Below are 17,141 nucleotides of genomic sequence, written 5' to 3'. Positions count from 1 at the left end.
TAAAATACTAAGACTAAGTTAGACACATCCTGCTGAAAAGCAGGATGTGTTTTTTATAACAATTTTATCTATTAATTTGTATTAAATGATTGTCTGATCTTTCAAAAAACCTCTCCAGGAGATCTCAATAGCTTGATTGATATGTTTTTCTTGTAATTTTACTTGTTCATTCTCATGAATCTTTACTAATGATACCACATTACCAAAGAAGAGCTCTTCCATAATAAGGGTGTTATAAGATTTAAACATTTTTTGTTTTACCCCTTTTTTAAAATAGCTTTCGATTTCACCATAGTATTGCCTTGCTTTATCCTTTAAGGATTGAGGAATTTCTGGAGAACGTGCAATCTGTTCAGAAAATATAAAAGCAAGGGGGTTATTGACAAAATAATAGAATAGATTGAGCCACATCACGGTAAATTGTTTCTTTATGTCGTCTTCTGGGATATTACGCATGACGACCGTACCAAAATCCTGGGTGAGCATCAAATAGAGTTCTGTAATAATCTCTTCTTTGTTTTTAAAATGGTGATATACTGTTCCATTTGCTACGCCTGATTCTTTAATAATTTGAGAAAGAGAAGTGGCATGAATACCTTGTTTAGTTATTAATTCTAGAGTAGTCTGTAAGACTATTGCTTTTTTACTCATAAAAAATCATATTCCTTATTCCTGGTTTAATTTAGTTGCCATATGCCAAAATTTAATGCAGTCGCAAAAGCAACCCAAACAACGTAAGGGATAAGTAGGTAGGCAGCGGTAGAATTTACTACGGTAAACCATTTAATGGTAAACAGCAATAGGATAAATAGGGCAATTATATCCAGTAATGCAATCAACGGGTTTTGTAATCCAAAGAAAAAAATAGACCACGCAGCATTGAGTAACAATTGAAACCCAAAATGATATAACGCAGTTTTTACCCATTTATGATAAAAGCCTTTGCTCCAAACAATTCCAGCTGCAACTCCCATCATAATATACAGCAGAATCCACATTGGTCCAAAAATCCAATTTGGCGGAGTAAAAGAAGGCTTGTTTAAGGCAGCATACCAAGTATTAACAGAAGTTTGAGTAGCAATACTACTCAAAAAACCGATTAAACCGCATATCAATACCGCAATACCAATCCGAAATAACTTTTTTTTCATTGAAACAAGTTAGCACAGTACTAAAATAGCAATTTATTTTTACTACCAATGCGCTTAAACCGGCTTTATGCATTAGAACTTTATGATGAAACTTAAAAGTACATTACAGACTCGTGTTTTCTTAGAATTTGTATTGCCTCATTATGGATAAATCCAGATTAAATTAAAAAACAAAGTGAAGTGATAATGCTTGAAATAATTTTGGGGTATACTAGATTTTCTAATGCATAAAACGGGTTAAAATATACGATACGCTTATCTTTGCTCAAAATCATTGCATACTTATGACGGATTATCCAGAATTTATCTCACCTATAGTTTCAAATTTACCTGAAGAAGGTATGGTAACTTGCACTTCACCCAGCAATATTGCTTTAGTTAAATATTGGGGTAAAAGACCAGTGCAATTGCCTGAAAATGCATCGATTAGTTTTACATTGGATAATTGTAAAACAACAACAAGTTTAACGTATAAAAGACGAGATAGTGTAGAGGAAGGTTTTGATTTCGAACTCCTTTTTGAAGGAAAACCTAAACCAGATTTTAAACCTAAGATTCAAAGTTTTTTTGAAAGGATTCAAGAATATCTCCCTTTCCTCAAACAATATACATTCAGAATAGAAACCAGTAACACATTTCCGCATAGTAGTGGGATTGCATCATCAGCTAGTGGGATGAGTGCGCTGGCGTATTGCCTGATGCAGTTAGAAAAAAAGATAAACCCAGGTATTTCGGATTCAGAATACCTTCAGAAATCTTCATTTTTGGCTCGTTTGGGTTCGGGGAGCGCATGTCGAAGTATAGAGGGACCTGTTACCGTTTGGGGAGAACATCCAGATTTAAGTGGGAGTAGTGATGCGTATGCAATACCATTTCCGTTTCCTGTGCATCAAAATTTTGATGACTATCAGGATACAATTTTATTAATTGATAAAGGAGAAAAACAAGTAAGTAGTACTGTTGGTCATAATTTAATGCACGGTCATCCCTTTGCAGCAAAACGATTTGAACAAGCAACTGGTAATATTGCTAAATTAAAAGAAACATTAATTATCGGAGATTTAGATGCTTTTATCACAGTAGTAGAAAGTGAAGCATTGACACTACATGCAATGATGATGACTTCTTTACCTTATTTTATATTAATGAAACCGAATACGTTATCTGTAATTCATAAAATTTGGGAGTATCGTGAAACAACAGGATCTAAAGTTTGTTTTACGCTGGATGCAGGAGCAAATGTTCATGTTTTGTATCCAAATACAGAAAAAAATCAAGTTTTAGATTTCATTACCAACGACTTAGTTGCGTATTGTCAGAATGGGCAGTATATTTGCGACAAAATAGGATTAGGTGCAAAAATAGTGTAACTTTATCCTAGTAAGGCGACAAATTTAGATATAACTATTTATAGAGATAATGAAATCGACTCGATTAAAAAAGTCTTTAACCATACAAGGTAATGATTATTTTAATCATCAAAGATTCCATCTAACCTCTAAAACAACACATATAGATAGATGAAAGGACCGTTATTTTATTCTAAAATTCTTTTGTTTGGAGAATATGGTATTATTAAAGACTCTAAAGGTCTTTCTATACCATATAATTTTTTTAAAGGTGCATTAAAAGTGTCAGAAACACCTGATGAAGAGGCTGTACAATCAAATGAAAACCTTAAGAATTTTGTAACCTATCTTGAAGAAATTCAGAATAAAGGAGTCGTAAAGTTTGATTTCGATAAACTTCATTCTGATATCAATTCTGGGATGTATTTTGATAGTAGTATTCCTCAGGGATATGGAGTAGGAAGTAGTGGCGCATTAGTAGCCGCTATTTATGATAAATATGCAGATAACAAAATTACAGTATTAGAAAATCTTACCCGGGATAAATTATTAAAACTCAAAGAGATTTTTGGACTTATGGAATCTTTCTTTCACGGAAAGAGCTCTGGTCTGGATCCATTAAATAGTTACCTTAGTTTACCTATTCTTATTCACTCTAAAGACAATATTGAGCCGGCAGGAATTCCTTCGCAAAGTGTAGAAAATAAAAAAGGTGCTGTTTTTTTGTTAGATAGTGGCATTGTTGGTGAGACTGCACCAATGGTTAGTATTTTTATGGAAAACATGAAGCAAGAAGGTTTTCGTAGTATGCTCAAAAATCAGTTTGTAAAATATACAGACGCTTGTGTAGAGGATTTCTTAAAAGGAGATGTTAAATCCCTATTCTTTAATATAAAAGAGCTTTCTCATGTGGTTTTAGATAATTTTAAGCCAATGATACCAAAGCAATTTCATACATTATGGAAACATGGTATAGAAACCAATGACTACTATCTTAAGTTATGTGGCTCTGGAGGCGGTGGTTATATTTTAGGATTTACACAAGATTTTGACAAAGCACAGGCCTCGCTTAAGGATTATAAGTTAGAGGTAGTCTACAATTTTTAATAAGCATTGTTATGCTTACCAGAAAAAACAAACTCATTTTCCTCAAGTTATTGAGTTTATTTTCTGTCGTTAGAGGATATAACATCTTAATTATTGTATTAGCACAATATCTTACTTCAATATTTATTTTAGCACCTCAGATCAGGTTACGAGATGTTATTCTGGATCCCAATTTATTTGTTATTGTATTAGCTTCTGCTGGAGTGATTGCAGCGGGGTATATCATTAATAATTTTTATGATAAAGAAAAAGATCTAATTAATAGACCACAAAAGACCATGCTGGATCGATTAGTGAGTCAACGTACTAAACTTACCGGGTATTTTGTCCTTAATTTTCTTTCTGTAGTATGTGCCAGCTATGTTTCTTTTCGGGCAGTTGTTTTTTTTTCTTTATATATTTTTGGGATATGGTTCTATTCCCATAAACTAAAGAAGTTTCCGATAATAGGAAATATTATTGCTTCTCTATTAGCGATAACCCCATTTTTTGCCGTATTCATTTATTATAAAAACTTTGATGAGGTTATTTTTGTTCATGCAACATTTTTGTTTTTGATGTTGATCATGAGAGAAATGATTAAAGATTTGGGAAATTTAAGAGGAGACCTGGCCCAGAATTATAAAACGATACCTATTGTGTATGGAGAATTAGTCTCAAAAAGAATAGTAAGTGTTTTGGTTTTGGCTTCTTGTGTTCCTATTTATTTACTACTCACTCGATATGAGATAGGGTTTATGTACCTATATTTTTATGCATGTATTATACTTCTTTTTGCATTTTTATTTGGTATATGGAGATCAGAAGGAAGAACACATTACGTTTGGTTACACAATATTTTAAAACTCATTATTGTTGCAGGAACATTTAGTATTATTTTAATTGATGTACATATGATCCTGGATAGAATTCTGTGGTAAAAAAAGCAGCTGTAAATACATACAACTGCTTTCTTAATAATGTATAGGCAGAAAGTTTATACTCCTTCTGGCTTTAAAATTTTTAAAGAAATTTTAAATACTTTGTTTCCTATGTTTGATATTTTTGAATCTACTTTTTTGTAGTTCAATCTTGATTTTACAAAACTTTTCACATCAAGATCTTCTGAGTCTACAGTTAATACTACAATTTCTCCTTCACCGTTTAAAGTAAATTCGATACTTGCTTTAAGTTGTTGTTTGTCTAGATTAAATTCTGGATTCTCTAAAAGAGTAGCGATTTGGTTTCTTAATTGTTGTTCCGAATTACTAGGGTTGTTGTTTGAAGCAAAAATTTGCATTGACCCTAATACGAATACTGCGAATAAAATTGTTAACTTTTTCATTTTTTTTATGTTTTAAGATTTGAGCTTAAACTATTATTTGTTTTAATTGTACAGGACAAATGTAGAGTCGAATACTCCATTATTTTTGTTTTTTGTTTTATTAGAATGTATTACAATGATTACGATTATGTTAAAAGGGGTATGTTTTAACGTAAATTAAACTTTGCAGAATAAATACTTTTTATATGTTTACTTTTTAGGAATGGATATAAAATTGGTTATAGAATAGTAAATCCTTAATATTTGCATTAGAATAATGCCGATTTTTAGGTTTTTAATAGAGTTCTAATGTTACCATAAGGTTAAATTAGGGTTTTACCATATCACTTTTGTGATGTTTAACATGTTGCAAATCAATTTTTTACATGTTAACTATTTGTTAATCATATTTTGAAAATCTCTTTAAATATATATATCATCAATACATTTTCATGAAAAATCAATTACTAACAGTTGCATTGGCTCAAATCTCTCCGGTTTGGTTAGATAAAACAGCTACAATTAAAAAAATTGAAAATTCTATTACTGAGGCAGCTTCTAAGAAAGCAGAGCTTATCGTTTTTGGAGAATCGTTGTTACCGGGTTATCCGTTTTGGGTATCGCTAACAGATGGCGCAAAATTCGACAGTAAGATTCAAAAAGAAATTCATGCGCATTATGCCCAGAATTCGATTGTTATCGAAAATGGAGATTTGGATACCATATGCGAACTTGCTGCCAAATATAATATTGCAATTTATTTAGGAATTATTGAACGACCAATGGATCGGGGAGGGCATAGTTTATATGCATCATTGGTATATATTGATCAAATGGGAGAGATTAGATCTGTACACCGTAAATTACAACCAACATATGAAGAACGATTAACCTGGGCTCCGGGAGATGGTAATGGGTTGTTAGTACATCCATTAAAGGCTTTTACTGTTGGAGGATTAAACTGTTGGGAGAATTGGATGCCTTTACCCAGAGCTGCATTATATGGTCAGGGAGAAAACTTACACATATCGGTATGGCCAGGGAGTGATTATAACACCAAAGATATTACTCGTTTTATCGCCAGAGAGTCTCGATCGTATGTGATTTCGGTTTCTAGTTTGATGAGAACAGAAGATTTTCCTAAATCTACTCCACATTTGGATGAGATTTTAAAGAAAGCGCCTGATGTTTTAGGTAATGGTGGCTCATGCATTGCTGGTCCCGATGGAGAATGGGTGATGGAGCCTGTAGTAAATCAAGAAGGACTCTTAATCGAAACTTTAGATTTTAACAGGGTATTACAAGAGCGTCAGAATTTTGATCCTGTTGGACATTATTCGAGACCAGATGTGACCCAGTTACATGTAAATCGAAAGCGTCAAAGTACAGTTAGGTTTGATGAATAATAGTTGTTGTACCTATGCTTTAAACAATTATCTTTGCACAAAATTTAAGATATGAGTCGTGGAGATAATTCTGGTAAAGGGAAAACTAGCAGAAAACAGGAAGGAAAAGGAAAGAGCAAGTCGAATGCAAATGATAAAGGTAAATCCAATTATGGAAATAAACCTTATGTAAGAGGTAAGGCATTAGCAAAAAAAGCTAGTAATGCAGCACCAAAAAAACTCTCTGATTCTGATGAAATAAGACTTAATAAATATGTAGCTAATTCTGGGGTTTGCTCCAGAAGAGATGCCGACTTGTATATTAAAACAGGGAGCGTATGGGTAAATGGTAAGCCCATTACCGAAATGGGATATAAAGTAAAACTTACCGATGAAGTTAAGTTTGATGGACGACTCATTACTCCTTATAAAAAAGAATATGTGCTGCTTAATAAACCTAAAGGTTTCGTAACCAGCACTAGTCCCGAGAAAACTAAAACGGTAATGGATCTAGTAGCAAATGCATCTAAATCTGTATTAAAACCGATAGGTAGACTAGAAAGAAATACAACTGGGTTATTACTCTTTACCAATGATGTAGATTTAGAAAAGAAACTAACGCATCATAAAAGTGGAGTTCGTAAAATATTTCATGTAGAATTAGAGCGTAATCTAAAATTTGAAGACCTTCAAAAGATAGAGAAAGGAATCAAATTAGAAGAAGGTTTTATAAACGTAGATGAAATCTCTTATATAGAAGGTGCTTCTAAAAATGAAATTGGGATTCAGTTACAATCTGCTAAAAATGGAATCATTCATAAGCTTTTTGAACACCTTAATTATAGTGTAGTCAAATTAGATAGAGTAATCTTTGCAGGATTAACCAAAAAAGATTTACCTCGTGGCCACTGGAGAATACTTACAGAACAAGAAGTGATTAACCTTAGGATGATGTAAAGCGATTATCTTTAATACCTTTCTAACAAATTCTTGAGTTCATCATAGTATTGTTTTGTGATATAGATACCATTATGACCAGCACCTTTGATCATTGTATGTTTGATTTTATCTGGATATAATGCCTCTAGTCGTTTAGAGTTTTCTTCTGGTTTGATTAGAAAGTCATGAGTACCATGAAAAATTCGAATAGGACAGGTTACTTCTTTTAAGAATTTATAAGAAGGAATCTCATAGTTGATAAGCATTTTTGGTACTGGAGCAATACTTGCTATAAAATCATTCCAGGCATAATAAGGAGCTTCCAGTATAAGGAGTTTTGGATTGTTTTTTGCTGCGGTATAAGCGGCAAACCCCGTTCCTAGAGAAAAACCTAAAACAATAATGTTTTTTTCATCATATCGTGTTTTTGCATAGTCATAGACTTTTTGGGCATCGTTATATATTTCTGATTCTTCTTCGTAAAAACTATCACTTTTTCCGTAGCCTCTGTAATCGACAAATAGAATGTCAAATTTGTTTTCTGTGTATAAAGAAGCACGTGTCCCCCATTCATGAATTGCCCCGGCATTACCATGAAAATATAGAATAAGACCTTTACTAGTAGTATTTGTTTTAAAAAGCAATGCGTTAAGAGTAATATCTTTTTCTACTTGGATATTGATCTCTTCAAAAGGCTGGTCAAAAGAATAAACATAGTTTTTTTTCAAAATTTTCGGGTTAAAGAAAAAACGCTCTTGCCTTAGGTATAAAAACAGGTATCCAGAAAGAATCAGGATAATAATAAATACTAGAAATCTTGCAAATCTACGACCTATTTTCCTGAAATTAATTTTCAAAATTGATATGCTTTTATGAGTTGTTTTCTAATGTATTATGGATTCTGTTTTGATAGGCCTTTATAATCTCTATACTAAAGATAGTAAAAACAAAAAGATACTCAAGCCCTACCATCCATAGGTTTTCTTTAAAATCAGGATGAAGATACGCGGTATAGCTAAAAATAACTACAAAAGACCAAACAATCGGAAATCTGTAATTTGTAAATACGCAAAGTGATAATGGTACAGCTATATACCAGGGATGCACCGTAGTTGATAAGAAATAGTAGATGCAAATACCTAAAAGCATACCTGTAATTAGTTGTAGAGTGCTTCGATTGTTTCTAAAGAAGGTTAACCCTAAAAGAATCACTACTACTACCAGAGGCAAAATTTTACCGGTAGTCTCAATAATATTCCACCCTACAACTTGGTATCCAATCCAACGAATGATAAAATAAATACTCGCATTAAATTCGAAAGTCTGAAACCAAAGGGTAATTGTTTTGCTAAAATTGGCTAAGAATTCTCCGGATAAGAAAGGAGCAAAAATTAGAAGGGATGTGCCTATAACAATACTATAAAAACCAAGTAGTTTTGGTAGCCCAATGGTAAGACTGGATGTATTGAAACTCTTTTGTTTATCAAGAATAAATTTCTGGAAAAATAAAGGTAAAAATAATAGAGGGATTAGTTTGACTGAAACAGAAAGTGCCAGGACAACTGCAGCCCAGTACCAATAGCCTTTATGTAACAGATATAATGACCATATGATGAAAAATACCATAACAGCTTCAAAGTGAAGGTTGCCAGTAAGTTCTATAATGATAAAAGGATTAAGAATATACCAGAAGATTCTTTTCTCGGGTAGATTAAATGATTGTAATAACTTTCTTCCGAAGAAAAATGTACCGATATCAGCTAGGATGATAAGTACTCTAAATACCATTGCAGATCCCAAAATACTTTTACTGGCAAACAAGGATGCGATAAAATAACAAAACTGACTTACGGGAGGGTAATTGGTATAATGACTTCCGTTAAGTGTTCCCATACCAGTATACAATTCCTGTGCTTGCGCAATTGGAGCATCTCCTTGTGCTATCCATACCTCGGGAAGAGATAAATAAGGATTAAAACCTTCTAAGAGCATACGCCCGTCCCATATAAATCGATAAAAATCCTGAGATAAATTAGGTATGGCAAATAAAAAGACCATCCTAAATAATAATGCAGTAATGGCCAGTAGTTTGTAATTATCAGGATTGAGTTGAATGATTTTATAAGAAACAAAAAATAAGGCAGCCCAAAGGCTGATCATCTTGGTAAAATCTGTTCGTTCTAACTGATAAGAAAAACTCCAGTAAAAAAGTAAACCAGCAACAATAAGGAGGATGGAAAATCGATTATATTTCCATTGCCGAAACATTAAAATTTTGACGTTACAGATTTAAAGAATACAAATCCAAATCCAAGAAATAACATAATGTGAAACAAGAATAGTCCAAAATCCTGAAGCTTAAAAGCGCTGTATAAAGCAAAACCAAAATATCCCATGAGTAATGCTTCTATAATGGTGTTTCCAGAGATATTTTTGTTAATATATTTATTCTCTTTCCATGAACCTTTGAACGACTCGATATTAAATTTTGGAGTACGGATAAATTCACTTTTTTTTCCAAAATGACCTTCAAGAACTGCCATAGAATTATGAACAGAGAAGCCCATTGCAATAGAGAAAAAGGTGAAGAACATTTTTATGTATTCCATAAATTTCCAGAATCCTTTACCATGAATCTTTTTAAAAGTAAACCAATAACAAAAGAAAAATATAACTGTACTTAAGGCAAAAAATGCAATTACATTAAAATACCAGCTAAATAATGGATTACTATTTTTAATATACATTACCGGAACACTCAATACAGCAACCAATAATACTAATAAGAACATACTACTATTCAATAGATGAAAGAAGCTATGAAACTTAGTTTTAAGAGGCACGGTTTTATCTTTAAGCATTTTCCAATACAACTTCTGGAAGTTTTCTGCAGCACCTTTATTCCATCTAAATTGTTGTGACCTGGCTGCACTAATAACTACAGGTAATTCTGCAGGAGTCTCTACTTCTTCAAGATATTTAAACTTCCACTTTTTTAATTGCGCTCTATAACTTAAGTCCAGGTCTTCGGTTAATGTATCTCCCTGCCAATTTCCGGCATCTTCAATACAAGTCTTTCTCCAAACACCAGCTGTACCATTAAAATTAATAAAGTGATCTTTATAATTACGACCTACCTGCTCCATAGTAAAATGAAAATCCAAAGCAAATGCCTGAATTTTGGTAAGCATTGAGTAATCTCTATTAATATGCCCCCATCGGGTTTGTACTACACCTATATTTTGATCTTTAAAATATGGGATAGTTTGTAGTAGCCAATTCTTACCGGGTAAAAAATCTGCATCAAAAATGGCTATATATTCACCTTTGGCAATTTTAAGTCCTTCTTTTAGTGCTCCTGCTTTAAATCCGGTTCGATCTTCACGGCAAATGTGTTGTATGTCTAAACCTGTTTGTTGTAGCTTTTCTATATGCGCCGTAGTAGTAATAACAGACTCATCTGTAGAATCATCCAGTACTTGTATCTCTAATTTATCTTTTGGATAATCAAGTTCGGCAATGTTATCCAATAAACGATCCATTACATATAATTCATTGTATACTGGTAACTGAACAGTAACATGCGGAATTTCTTCTTTTTTAGAAAAATCAAAAGTAGGTGAATTATCAGCTTGCTTTCGAGACTTCAGGTAGTTAAAAAGTAAATTCAGCTGCGCCAGACTATACATAAATATGATTAGTAAGGCTAGTGTGTAGGTTATGATGATAGCAATATCCATTACGCAAAGCTATATTTAAAAATCCAACTTAAAATCTTAACGCCTGCAAATATAGCACCTTTTATGGTTCCTGAAACTTTTGAGACACCAATTCTCTTTTTGTAATGCACAGGGACTTCAGTATAATTATAACGTTTCTTTAACACTTTTAATTGCATTTCTACAGTCCACCCATAGGTTTTATCAATCATCCCGAGGGCTAATAGTTTATCATACTTAATGGCTCTAAAAGGCCCGAGGTCTGTAAATTTTGCACCAAAAAAAAGTTTCATTAATCCTGTAGCCAACCAGTTTCCGAAAATTTGAGGGGATGTCATAGAACCTGCTTCACGTAGATGTTTGACTCTAGATCCAATAACTAAATCCATATTTTGCTCTATAATAGGTGCAACTATTTGAGTAAGCTCAGCAGGATAATCACTATAATCACCATCTAAAAATACGATAATATCTGGTTTAATATCTTTTGATGCTATATACTCCATTCCTTTCAGGCATGCATAACCATATCCTTTTTGCTTTTCTCTTAGTACAGTAGCTCCTGCTTTTTTTGCAACATTTTCGGTTTGATCTGTAGAATTATTATTCACCACAATAATCTCAGAAACGATATCCGGTATTTCTTTGATTACATGTGCTATGGAATCTTCTTCGTTAAAAGCAGGTATGATTACGTTTATAATGGGAGGCATTTATAAGGAAGCGTTAGGATTGTCTCTTTTAAAACTAAAAATATCAGTCCACTCACCGGTTTTCTTATCATTGATATAGCGTTCGGCTTTAAAAAGTTTGTTGTTTTTATACAATAGACAGTATCCTTCTTTTTTATTATTTTTATATTGATATTTTCGAGTTATTTCGGCTGCAATATCGTAAATAATCCACCATTTCTCGGCTTTATCGTTTACAAAATGCCCTTCTTTCAACAATTTACTGTTTTCTGAATAAAAATACCAGTATCCATTTTTTTTGTTATTTCTGAAATGCCCTTCTTTAGACACTTTTCCGTTAGGGTGATAAAAATGCCAAAAATCGACTTTGTACTCTCCTAGTTTCCACCCTTCAGCTTTAAGTATACCATTAGGATAATATTCATAATGGTATTCTTTTGTAGAAGTAACCTGATTTCCCACAAAGGAAAACATAAATAAAAGGATACAAAGATTTTGAATCATGGTTACAGTTTTATATGGACTCTTAGACGAAAGTAAATACCCATACTAACATTTTTTTTAATTATTTGATTAAAAAATGTTATATCAGTGTTGGATTCTGGACACAATCATTATTATCTTAATATTTTAAATGCTTTATTAAGGTTTCATAGATTTATAATTAATTGAAGACCTACACATACTACTTGTTATTATTTTGACTTTGTATACCGTTAAATCTGTATATAAACTGATGATTTTGAGATGTTCTTTTGAGATCACATCATAGAATCAAACTGTTATTCTAACTCTATGATATGATAAATAGTAATTGTTTTAATGTAAATACATATCAAATAAAAATTGCATTTCGGGATCTTTTTCCAGACGAGAGTATTTCAAATATTTTTGTATAGGAATTTTATTATCTGGTATAATTCCATGTTTTGATGCTGTATTCTTGTCAAAAAATAATTCTGTTATTGGAATTCTTACCTGTAACTTTGTTTTTGGGAGTTTATAAGTTAAAAAATACCCTGCAAAGGTTGAGTTTTCATTACCTCCGGTTTCTTCTCCAATAATTTTTCCTCTATTGTGATCTTTAAATAGTTTAGCAAAATAGACAGCAGCAGAAAAAGTTTGCCCCCCTACAATTAGATATACATTACCCTTAAAATTGTCTTTATCCTGAGGGAAATTTTCTAACACTCCTTCTTTAAGTCGTTCATTTCCGACATAGAGGCTGTCTTTTGTCTCATTAAATCTTTGGTATAAAAAGTTTTCAAAACCTCGTACTTCATCTTCTCCGGCAGGATTGCCATTGTCGTTAAGCAAGTTTTCTTTTTCAATTTTAATACTAGAAACTCTATAATTAAATACATTTTTAAAACTAGAATTTGTAATAAAAGAAAATAACAAAGCAGCTATATTTGGATTACCTCCTTCGTTACTTCTTAGGTCAATAGCAATGTTATTGTACTTCTCTTTATTAACTCGCTTAAAAAACTTGCTAAACTCATCATATGCATAAGTTTCTGTAAGATCGAAAGTATTTACAGTGAGCACACCAAATTTTTTCTCTTTATAATAATGAGGGTGTATAGTACTCTCCTTTTCTAATTTATTAATAGGTAAAATAGATAGCTTGTCTATTCTGTATAGTTCGTAATAATCGATAGAGGATAGGGTTACCGTTTTTACGTCTTTGGTCTTTATATCTAAATATTCAATTTTAAACGTTTTTGGGTTTCTCTCAATAAGATTAGAGAAGTACAAAGGGAACGAAGAAGTGAGTTCTGACGCTGTTTTGGTCACATTATAATTATCTCCATGAATATGTTTATTCATTCTGTCTACTAATTCTTGTGTGGTAATATTTTGAATTCTGGTTATTTCTGTGCCATAAGGAAGTATTTTGCTCTTTATATTGGTGAACATTCTATGGTCTTTAACAAATACGGGAAAAGGAAAAAAAGATGAATTTTCGATCATGTCGTAGGTAAACTCATCAGGAGGGCCATATGCCAAATGCCCATCACCAATTCTATTGATACATTTTAGGAAATTAGGATATGAAGGCATTTTTTTTAATAGAGCTATAGCCTGTTTCTTTTCCTTTAACTGCTCTTTCTCAGAGATTATTTTATAAGGATTTGGATGTTGTTTTTTTATAAGTTGATTTAATAAAGATAAATCAGAAAGGTAATCATCTGATGTTAATTTGTCTATTTTTAAGGTTTGCGAAACGCAAGGAATAAAACATAAAAAAAGAAGTAAGAACAAAGAGTTTTTCATAGGGTATATACATATTTAAATTAGTGAGAGGAATCCTCAAGAATTATACCAATACGCATTATAGAAGTCGATTGTTCTAAAATATATAAATCTCGCTATATAGCGAGATTTATATATTTTGATACTCTATTATTTACAATATGTAGGTAATGTATATGATATTATTTTTTGTTTACAAAATCCATTAAATCTACATCATTACCTAACAAGATTTCATTAGAGTTAATACGTCCATCTAATGTATCATTCTCAAGTTTTAGTACTCCACGTGGGCAAACTGCAGAACAAACTCCACAACCTACACAACTGGATCGTACTATATTTTCACCTTTTTGAGCATATGCACGTACATCAATTCCCATTTCGCAATACGTAGAGCAATTACCACAAGATATACATTGCCCACCATTGGTGGTAATTCTAAATCTAGAAAACAAACGCTGTTGAAATCCAAGGATTGCGGCCATAGGACAACCAAATCTACACCATGCCCGGTTACCCAAAATAGGATAGAAACCAGTACCGATAACACCAGAAAATATAGAGCCAATGTATAGTCCGTATGCAGATCTTAAACTTCCGGATTTAATAAAGAATACTTCGTTTGTAGTGCCGGTATAATGCATTACCAGAAATGAAATTATGATAACAAAATATCCAATCGCACCATATCTGGCATCTTTACCAAGCTCTTTTCTTTTAAAAATCATCACTACTGCAAAAACAAGAGTCAGGATAGTTGCTGCCCCGGCAAGGAAAGTACCTCGGGTTAACCAATATTTATTTGGATCACTTCCCAGATATGTATATATCATGGCTATAGTCATCACTACAGAAAAAACTAAAACGGTATGGATTAACCAACGTTCTAGTTTCCAGGCACTCAATTTTTTACTGGATAATTGTCTGAAAGAATCTCCCGCAGTTTCTGCTAGTCCACCACAACCACAAACCCAGGAACAATACCATCTTTTTCCAAATTTGTAGGTTAAAATAGGACTGATTACAAATATAGTGACCACCCCAAAAATTAGCATCCCCAGACCAAGGTTTTGGGATGATAAAAGGCCATCAAGAGACCATCCATCAAATAGATAATAATTAAGAGGCCACATACTTTTTAAATCGTAATAAGGAAGATTATAGTCTGGACTAGTGTTTAATCTTGCCATAAATTCTGGAATCAGAAATGCAAATCCAAGTTGAAAAAACATCACCGAAACAGTTCGTATCTGTTGATAACGATTGTGTCTGTATTTTAGGATGAACTTATACCCAAAAGCAATGATGGCTACAGTATAAAGAGTTCCATACACAAACCATTGGCTTGCAGGATTGCCACTTAAAATTCTACTTAAGGGATCGAATAAAGCTACTAATCCTGTATTGGCTTCACCATTAGTTCCTAATCCCAGTAGTTCTGCTTTAAAATATAGCACAATATAAAAAGCAGTTAGTCCTACTCCGGTGAGCCATCCCAAAATACCTCGGGAAGAGATAGATTTAAACCAGACTCCATCATTTTTGATTCCTTCTAACTTTTTTAAATATATATCGTTTGCAAATAATATAGTACCTGCAGTAATTAATACCAGAGAAAGGGTTAAAAACACTTCCTGATTCGGAAAATTAGTATTAAGAATGGCAAGAGCCAAAATAAAGAGTCCAACCAAGCCTATGGCTAGAGCTATTTTTTGCTGTATTGAAACCCCTTTGGTATTAGGATTTGCAAGAGACATGCTATGATCTAATTTGTTACTCATCGTATATATTTTAGTCGGACTTCACAAGAAATATTAAAACAAGTTTGGTACAAGCCTGTGAGGTCTATAATTTATTTTTTAAGTGGTTTGAAGCTGTGATTTTTTATAAGCTGAAAGAATATCAGACTCATAGACCGAATAGAATTCTGGATCAAAATTGGCTTCTGCAAGATGCTGCATCACATAATTCACATCTCTTTTTTCTGTAAGCCAACGATCAAAAACTTCATGTCGCATTCTGATTCCGAAGGTATTGATTCCTAAAAACTCTGCGGTTTCCTTATGATAGGATACTGTAATACATTTGGTATCATCTTCGTGTATCCAATGAAACTGCTGTTCGTATTCTTGTGCCCTTCCAAATACCCAACCATAGGTTTGATATTCGATATCAAGAAATTTTGCGCTATTAAACCAATGCCCTGGTTTGTATTCGGTTTTGTTTCCGCAGATAGTCTGTGCTAATGTTTCTCCCATCATACGACCGGTATACCAAACGGCTTCAATAGGACGACGATTTCCTATCGCTTCATGTTGTTCTGCACAATCGCCAATTGCATAAATGTTAGGGATATTGGTTTCGAGAAATCTATTCACTTTTACACCTCTACCCAATTCGATACCAGAATCTTTTAGGAAATCTACATTGGGAGACACACCTGGTGTTAATCCAACGACATTGCAATCAATGACTTCTCCTGTTTCTTGCACGACTACAGCTTTGACTTTGCCGTTATCATCAGCAACTATTTCTTTTAAGTTTACACCTAATCTAAGGTCTATATGATGATTTTGGATATGTCTATTAATCATTCCGCTTTCACCAGCAGGTAAGACAGCATCCCAAAAACTATTTTCGCGTACCAAAAATGTAACCGGAATATTACGAGAATGAAGCATTTCTGCTAATTCAATACCGATTAATCCTCCTCCCACAATTACGGCACGTTTACATACTTGATTATTGGGGGCGTGTTTTTCTAGATTTTCAAGGTCTTGTTTATGATACATACCCATCACTCCATCAAGATCCTGACCTGGCCAACCAAATTTATTGGGCTTAGAACCTACTGCAATAATAAGTTTATCATATGCCATGACTTCTCCACTTGCAAATACAAGCTCATTAGCCTGGTGATTAACTTCGGAAACAAAACCATTTTTAAGTTCGATTCTGTTTTTCTCCCAGAACCAATTTTCGTAGGGTTGCGTATGTTCGAATTTCATATGCCCCATATATATGTACATAAGAGCAGTACGCGAAAAGAAATATTCGGTCTCGGCAGAAATGATAGTAATTCTTTTGTCAGACATTTTACGTATATGCCTAGCAGCAGTAACTCCCGAAATTCCATTTCCAATAATTGCAATGTGTTCCATAAAAGATAATTGTTGGTTGTCAATAGTTATTGAAGTGATTTATACTTTTTCAATTCGCTATAAAAATGCTCTTTTT

16 protein-coding genes are annotated in these 17,141 nt (G+C 32.9%); 5 read left to right on the top strand and 11 right to left on the bottom strand.

Features of this window, described 5'->3' with window-relative positions:
• Positions 1–81 precede the first annotated feature (81 nt).
• Together Z054_RS0123485 and Z054_RS0123480 are read right to left on the bottom strand one after the other, a co-directional pair.
• Complete coding sequence (locus Z054_RS0123485) at positions 82–651, bottom strand: TetR/AcrR family transcriptional regulator (protein WP_024772465.1); 570 nt, start codon at positions 649–651, stop codon at positions 82–84.
• A 26-nt stretch (positions 652–677) separates the two neighbouring features.
• Positions 678–1,151: a TspO/MBR family protein gene (locus tag Z054_RS0123480; protein WP_024772464.1), complete on the bottom strand. Its 474-nt coding sequence runs from the start codon at positions 1,149–1,151 to the stop codon at positions 678–680.
• Between the two features lie 284 nt (positions 1,152–1,435).
• Between Z054_RS0123480 and Z054_RS0123475 the strand changes: the two genes are divergently transcribed.
• The 3 genes from Z054_RS0123475 (at position 1,436) to Z054_RS0123465 (ending at position 4,527) form a co-directional block, all read left to right on the top strand.
• Complete coding sequence (locus tag Z054_RS0123475; protein WP_024772463.1) at positions 1,436–2,521, top strand: diphosphomevalonate/mevalonate 3,5-bisphosphate decarboxylase family protein; 1,086 nt, start codon at positions 1,436–1,438, stop codon at positions 2,519–2,521.
• A gap of 150 nt (positions 2,522–2,671) precedes the next feature.
• On the top strand, positions 2,672–3,607 hold the full coding sequence (locus Z054_RS0123470; protein WP_024772462.1) for a mevalonate kinase family protein: 936 nt from the start codon (positions 2,672–2,674) through the stop codon (positions 3,605–3,607).
• An 11-nt stretch (positions 3,608–3,618) separates the two neighbouring features.
• Positions 3,619–4,527, top strand: coding sequence for a geranylgeranylglycerol-phosphate geranylgeranyltransferase (locus Z054_RS0123465; RefSeq protein WP_024772461.1), 909 nt, complete (start codon positions 3,619–3,621; stop codon positions 4,525–4,527).
• Positions 4,528–4,583: 56 nt separating this feature from the next.
• On the opposite strand, the gene Z054_RS0123460 is transcribed toward Z054_RS0123465, so the two are convergent.
• Complete coding sequence (locus Z054_RS0123460; RefSeq protein WP_152538660.1) at positions 4,584–4,931, bottom strand: hypothetical protein; 348 nt, start codon at positions 4,929–4,931, stop codon at positions 4,584–4,586.
• 431 nt (positions 4,932–5,362) lie between these two features.
• On the opposite strand from Z054_RS0123460, the gene Z054_RS0123455 reads away from it, so the two are divergent.
• Positions 5,363–6,316, top strand: coding sequence for a carbon-nitrogen hydrolase family protein (locus Z054_RS0123455; RefSeq protein WP_024772459.1), 954 nt, complete (start codon positions 5,363–5,365; stop codon positions 6,314–6,316).
• Between the two features lie 51 nt (positions 6,317–6,367).
• The gene (locus Z054_RS0123450) at positions 6,368–7,252 is read left to right on the top strand and encodes a pseudouridine synthase (RefSeq protein ID WP_024772458.1); all 885 of its coding nucleotides are present in this window, start codon (positions 6,368–6,370) and stop codon (positions 7,250–7,252) included.
• Between the two features lie 11 nt (positions 7,253–7,263).
• On the opposite strand, the gene Z054_RS0123445 is transcribed toward Z054_RS0123450, so the two are convergent.
• From Z054_RS0123445 to Z054_RS0123410, 8 genes are all read right to left on the bottom strand, one after another.
• Entirely contained in the window at positions 7,264–7,962 is a 699-nt protein-coding gene (locus Z054_RS0123445; protein WP_241461445.1) for an alpha/beta hydrolase, read from the bottom strand.
• A 142-nt stretch (positions 7,963–8,104) separates the two neighbouring features.
• The gene (locus tag Z054_RS0123440) at positions 8,105–9,502 is read right to left on the bottom strand and encodes a mannosyltransferase (RefSeq protein WP_024772456.1); all 1,398 of its coding nucleotides are present in this window, start codon (positions 9,500–9,502) and stop codon (positions 8,105–8,107) included.
• Positions 9,502–10,974, bottom strand: coding sequence for a cellulose synthase family protein (locus Z054_RS0123435; RefSeq protein ID WP_024772455.1), 1,473 nt, complete (start codon positions 10,972–10,974; stop codon positions 9,502–9,504). The genes Z054_RS0123440 and Z054_RS0123435 overlap by 1 nt, the downstream gene beginning before the upstream one ends.
• A complete protein-coding gene (locus Z054_RS0123430) occupies positions 10,974–11,666 on the bottom strand; it encodes a glycosyltransferase family 2 protein (RefSeq protein WP_024772454.1) in 693 nt (230 codons plus the stop codon). The genes Z054_RS0123435 and Z054_RS0123430 overlap by 1 nt, the downstream gene beginning before the upstream one ends.
• The gene (locus Z054_RS0123425) at positions 11,667–12,149 is read right to left on the bottom strand and encodes a toxin-antitoxin system YwqK family antitoxin (RefSeq protein ID WP_024772453.1); all 483 of its coding nucleotides are present in this window, start codon (positions 12,147–12,149) and stop codon (positions 11,667–11,669) included.
• 315 nt (positions 12,150–12,464) lie between these two features.
• Complete coding sequence (locus Z054_RS0123420) at positions 12,465–13,922, bottom strand: S41 family peptidase (protein ID WP_024772452.1); 1,458 nt, start codon at positions 13,920–13,922, stop codon at positions 12,465–12,467.
• A gap of 161 nt (positions 13,923–14,083) precedes the next feature.
• Positions 14,084–15,685: a 4Fe-4S binding protein gene (locus Z054_RS0123415; protein ID WP_024772451.1), complete on the bottom strand. Its 1,602-nt coding sequence runs from the start codon at positions 15,683–15,685 to the stop codon at positions 14,084–14,086.
• A 78-nt stretch (positions 15,686–15,763) separates the two neighbouring features.
• Positions 15,764–17,065, bottom strand: a complete 1,302-nt coding sequence (locus Z054_RS0123410) for an NAD(P)/FAD-dependent oxidoreductase (protein WP_024772450.1) — start codon at positions 17,063–17,065, stop codon at positions 15,764–15,766.
• Positions 17,066–17,141: the final 76 nt, after the last annotated feature.

Source organism: Aquimarina macrocephali JAMB N27 (assembly GCF_000520995.1).
GTDB lineage: Bacteria > Bacteroidota > Bacteroidia > Flavobacteriales > Flavobacteriaceae > Aquimarina > Aquimarina macrocephali.
Note: the sequence above shows the minus strand (reverse complement) of the source record. Positions and strands in the feature narration are given on the sequence as shown.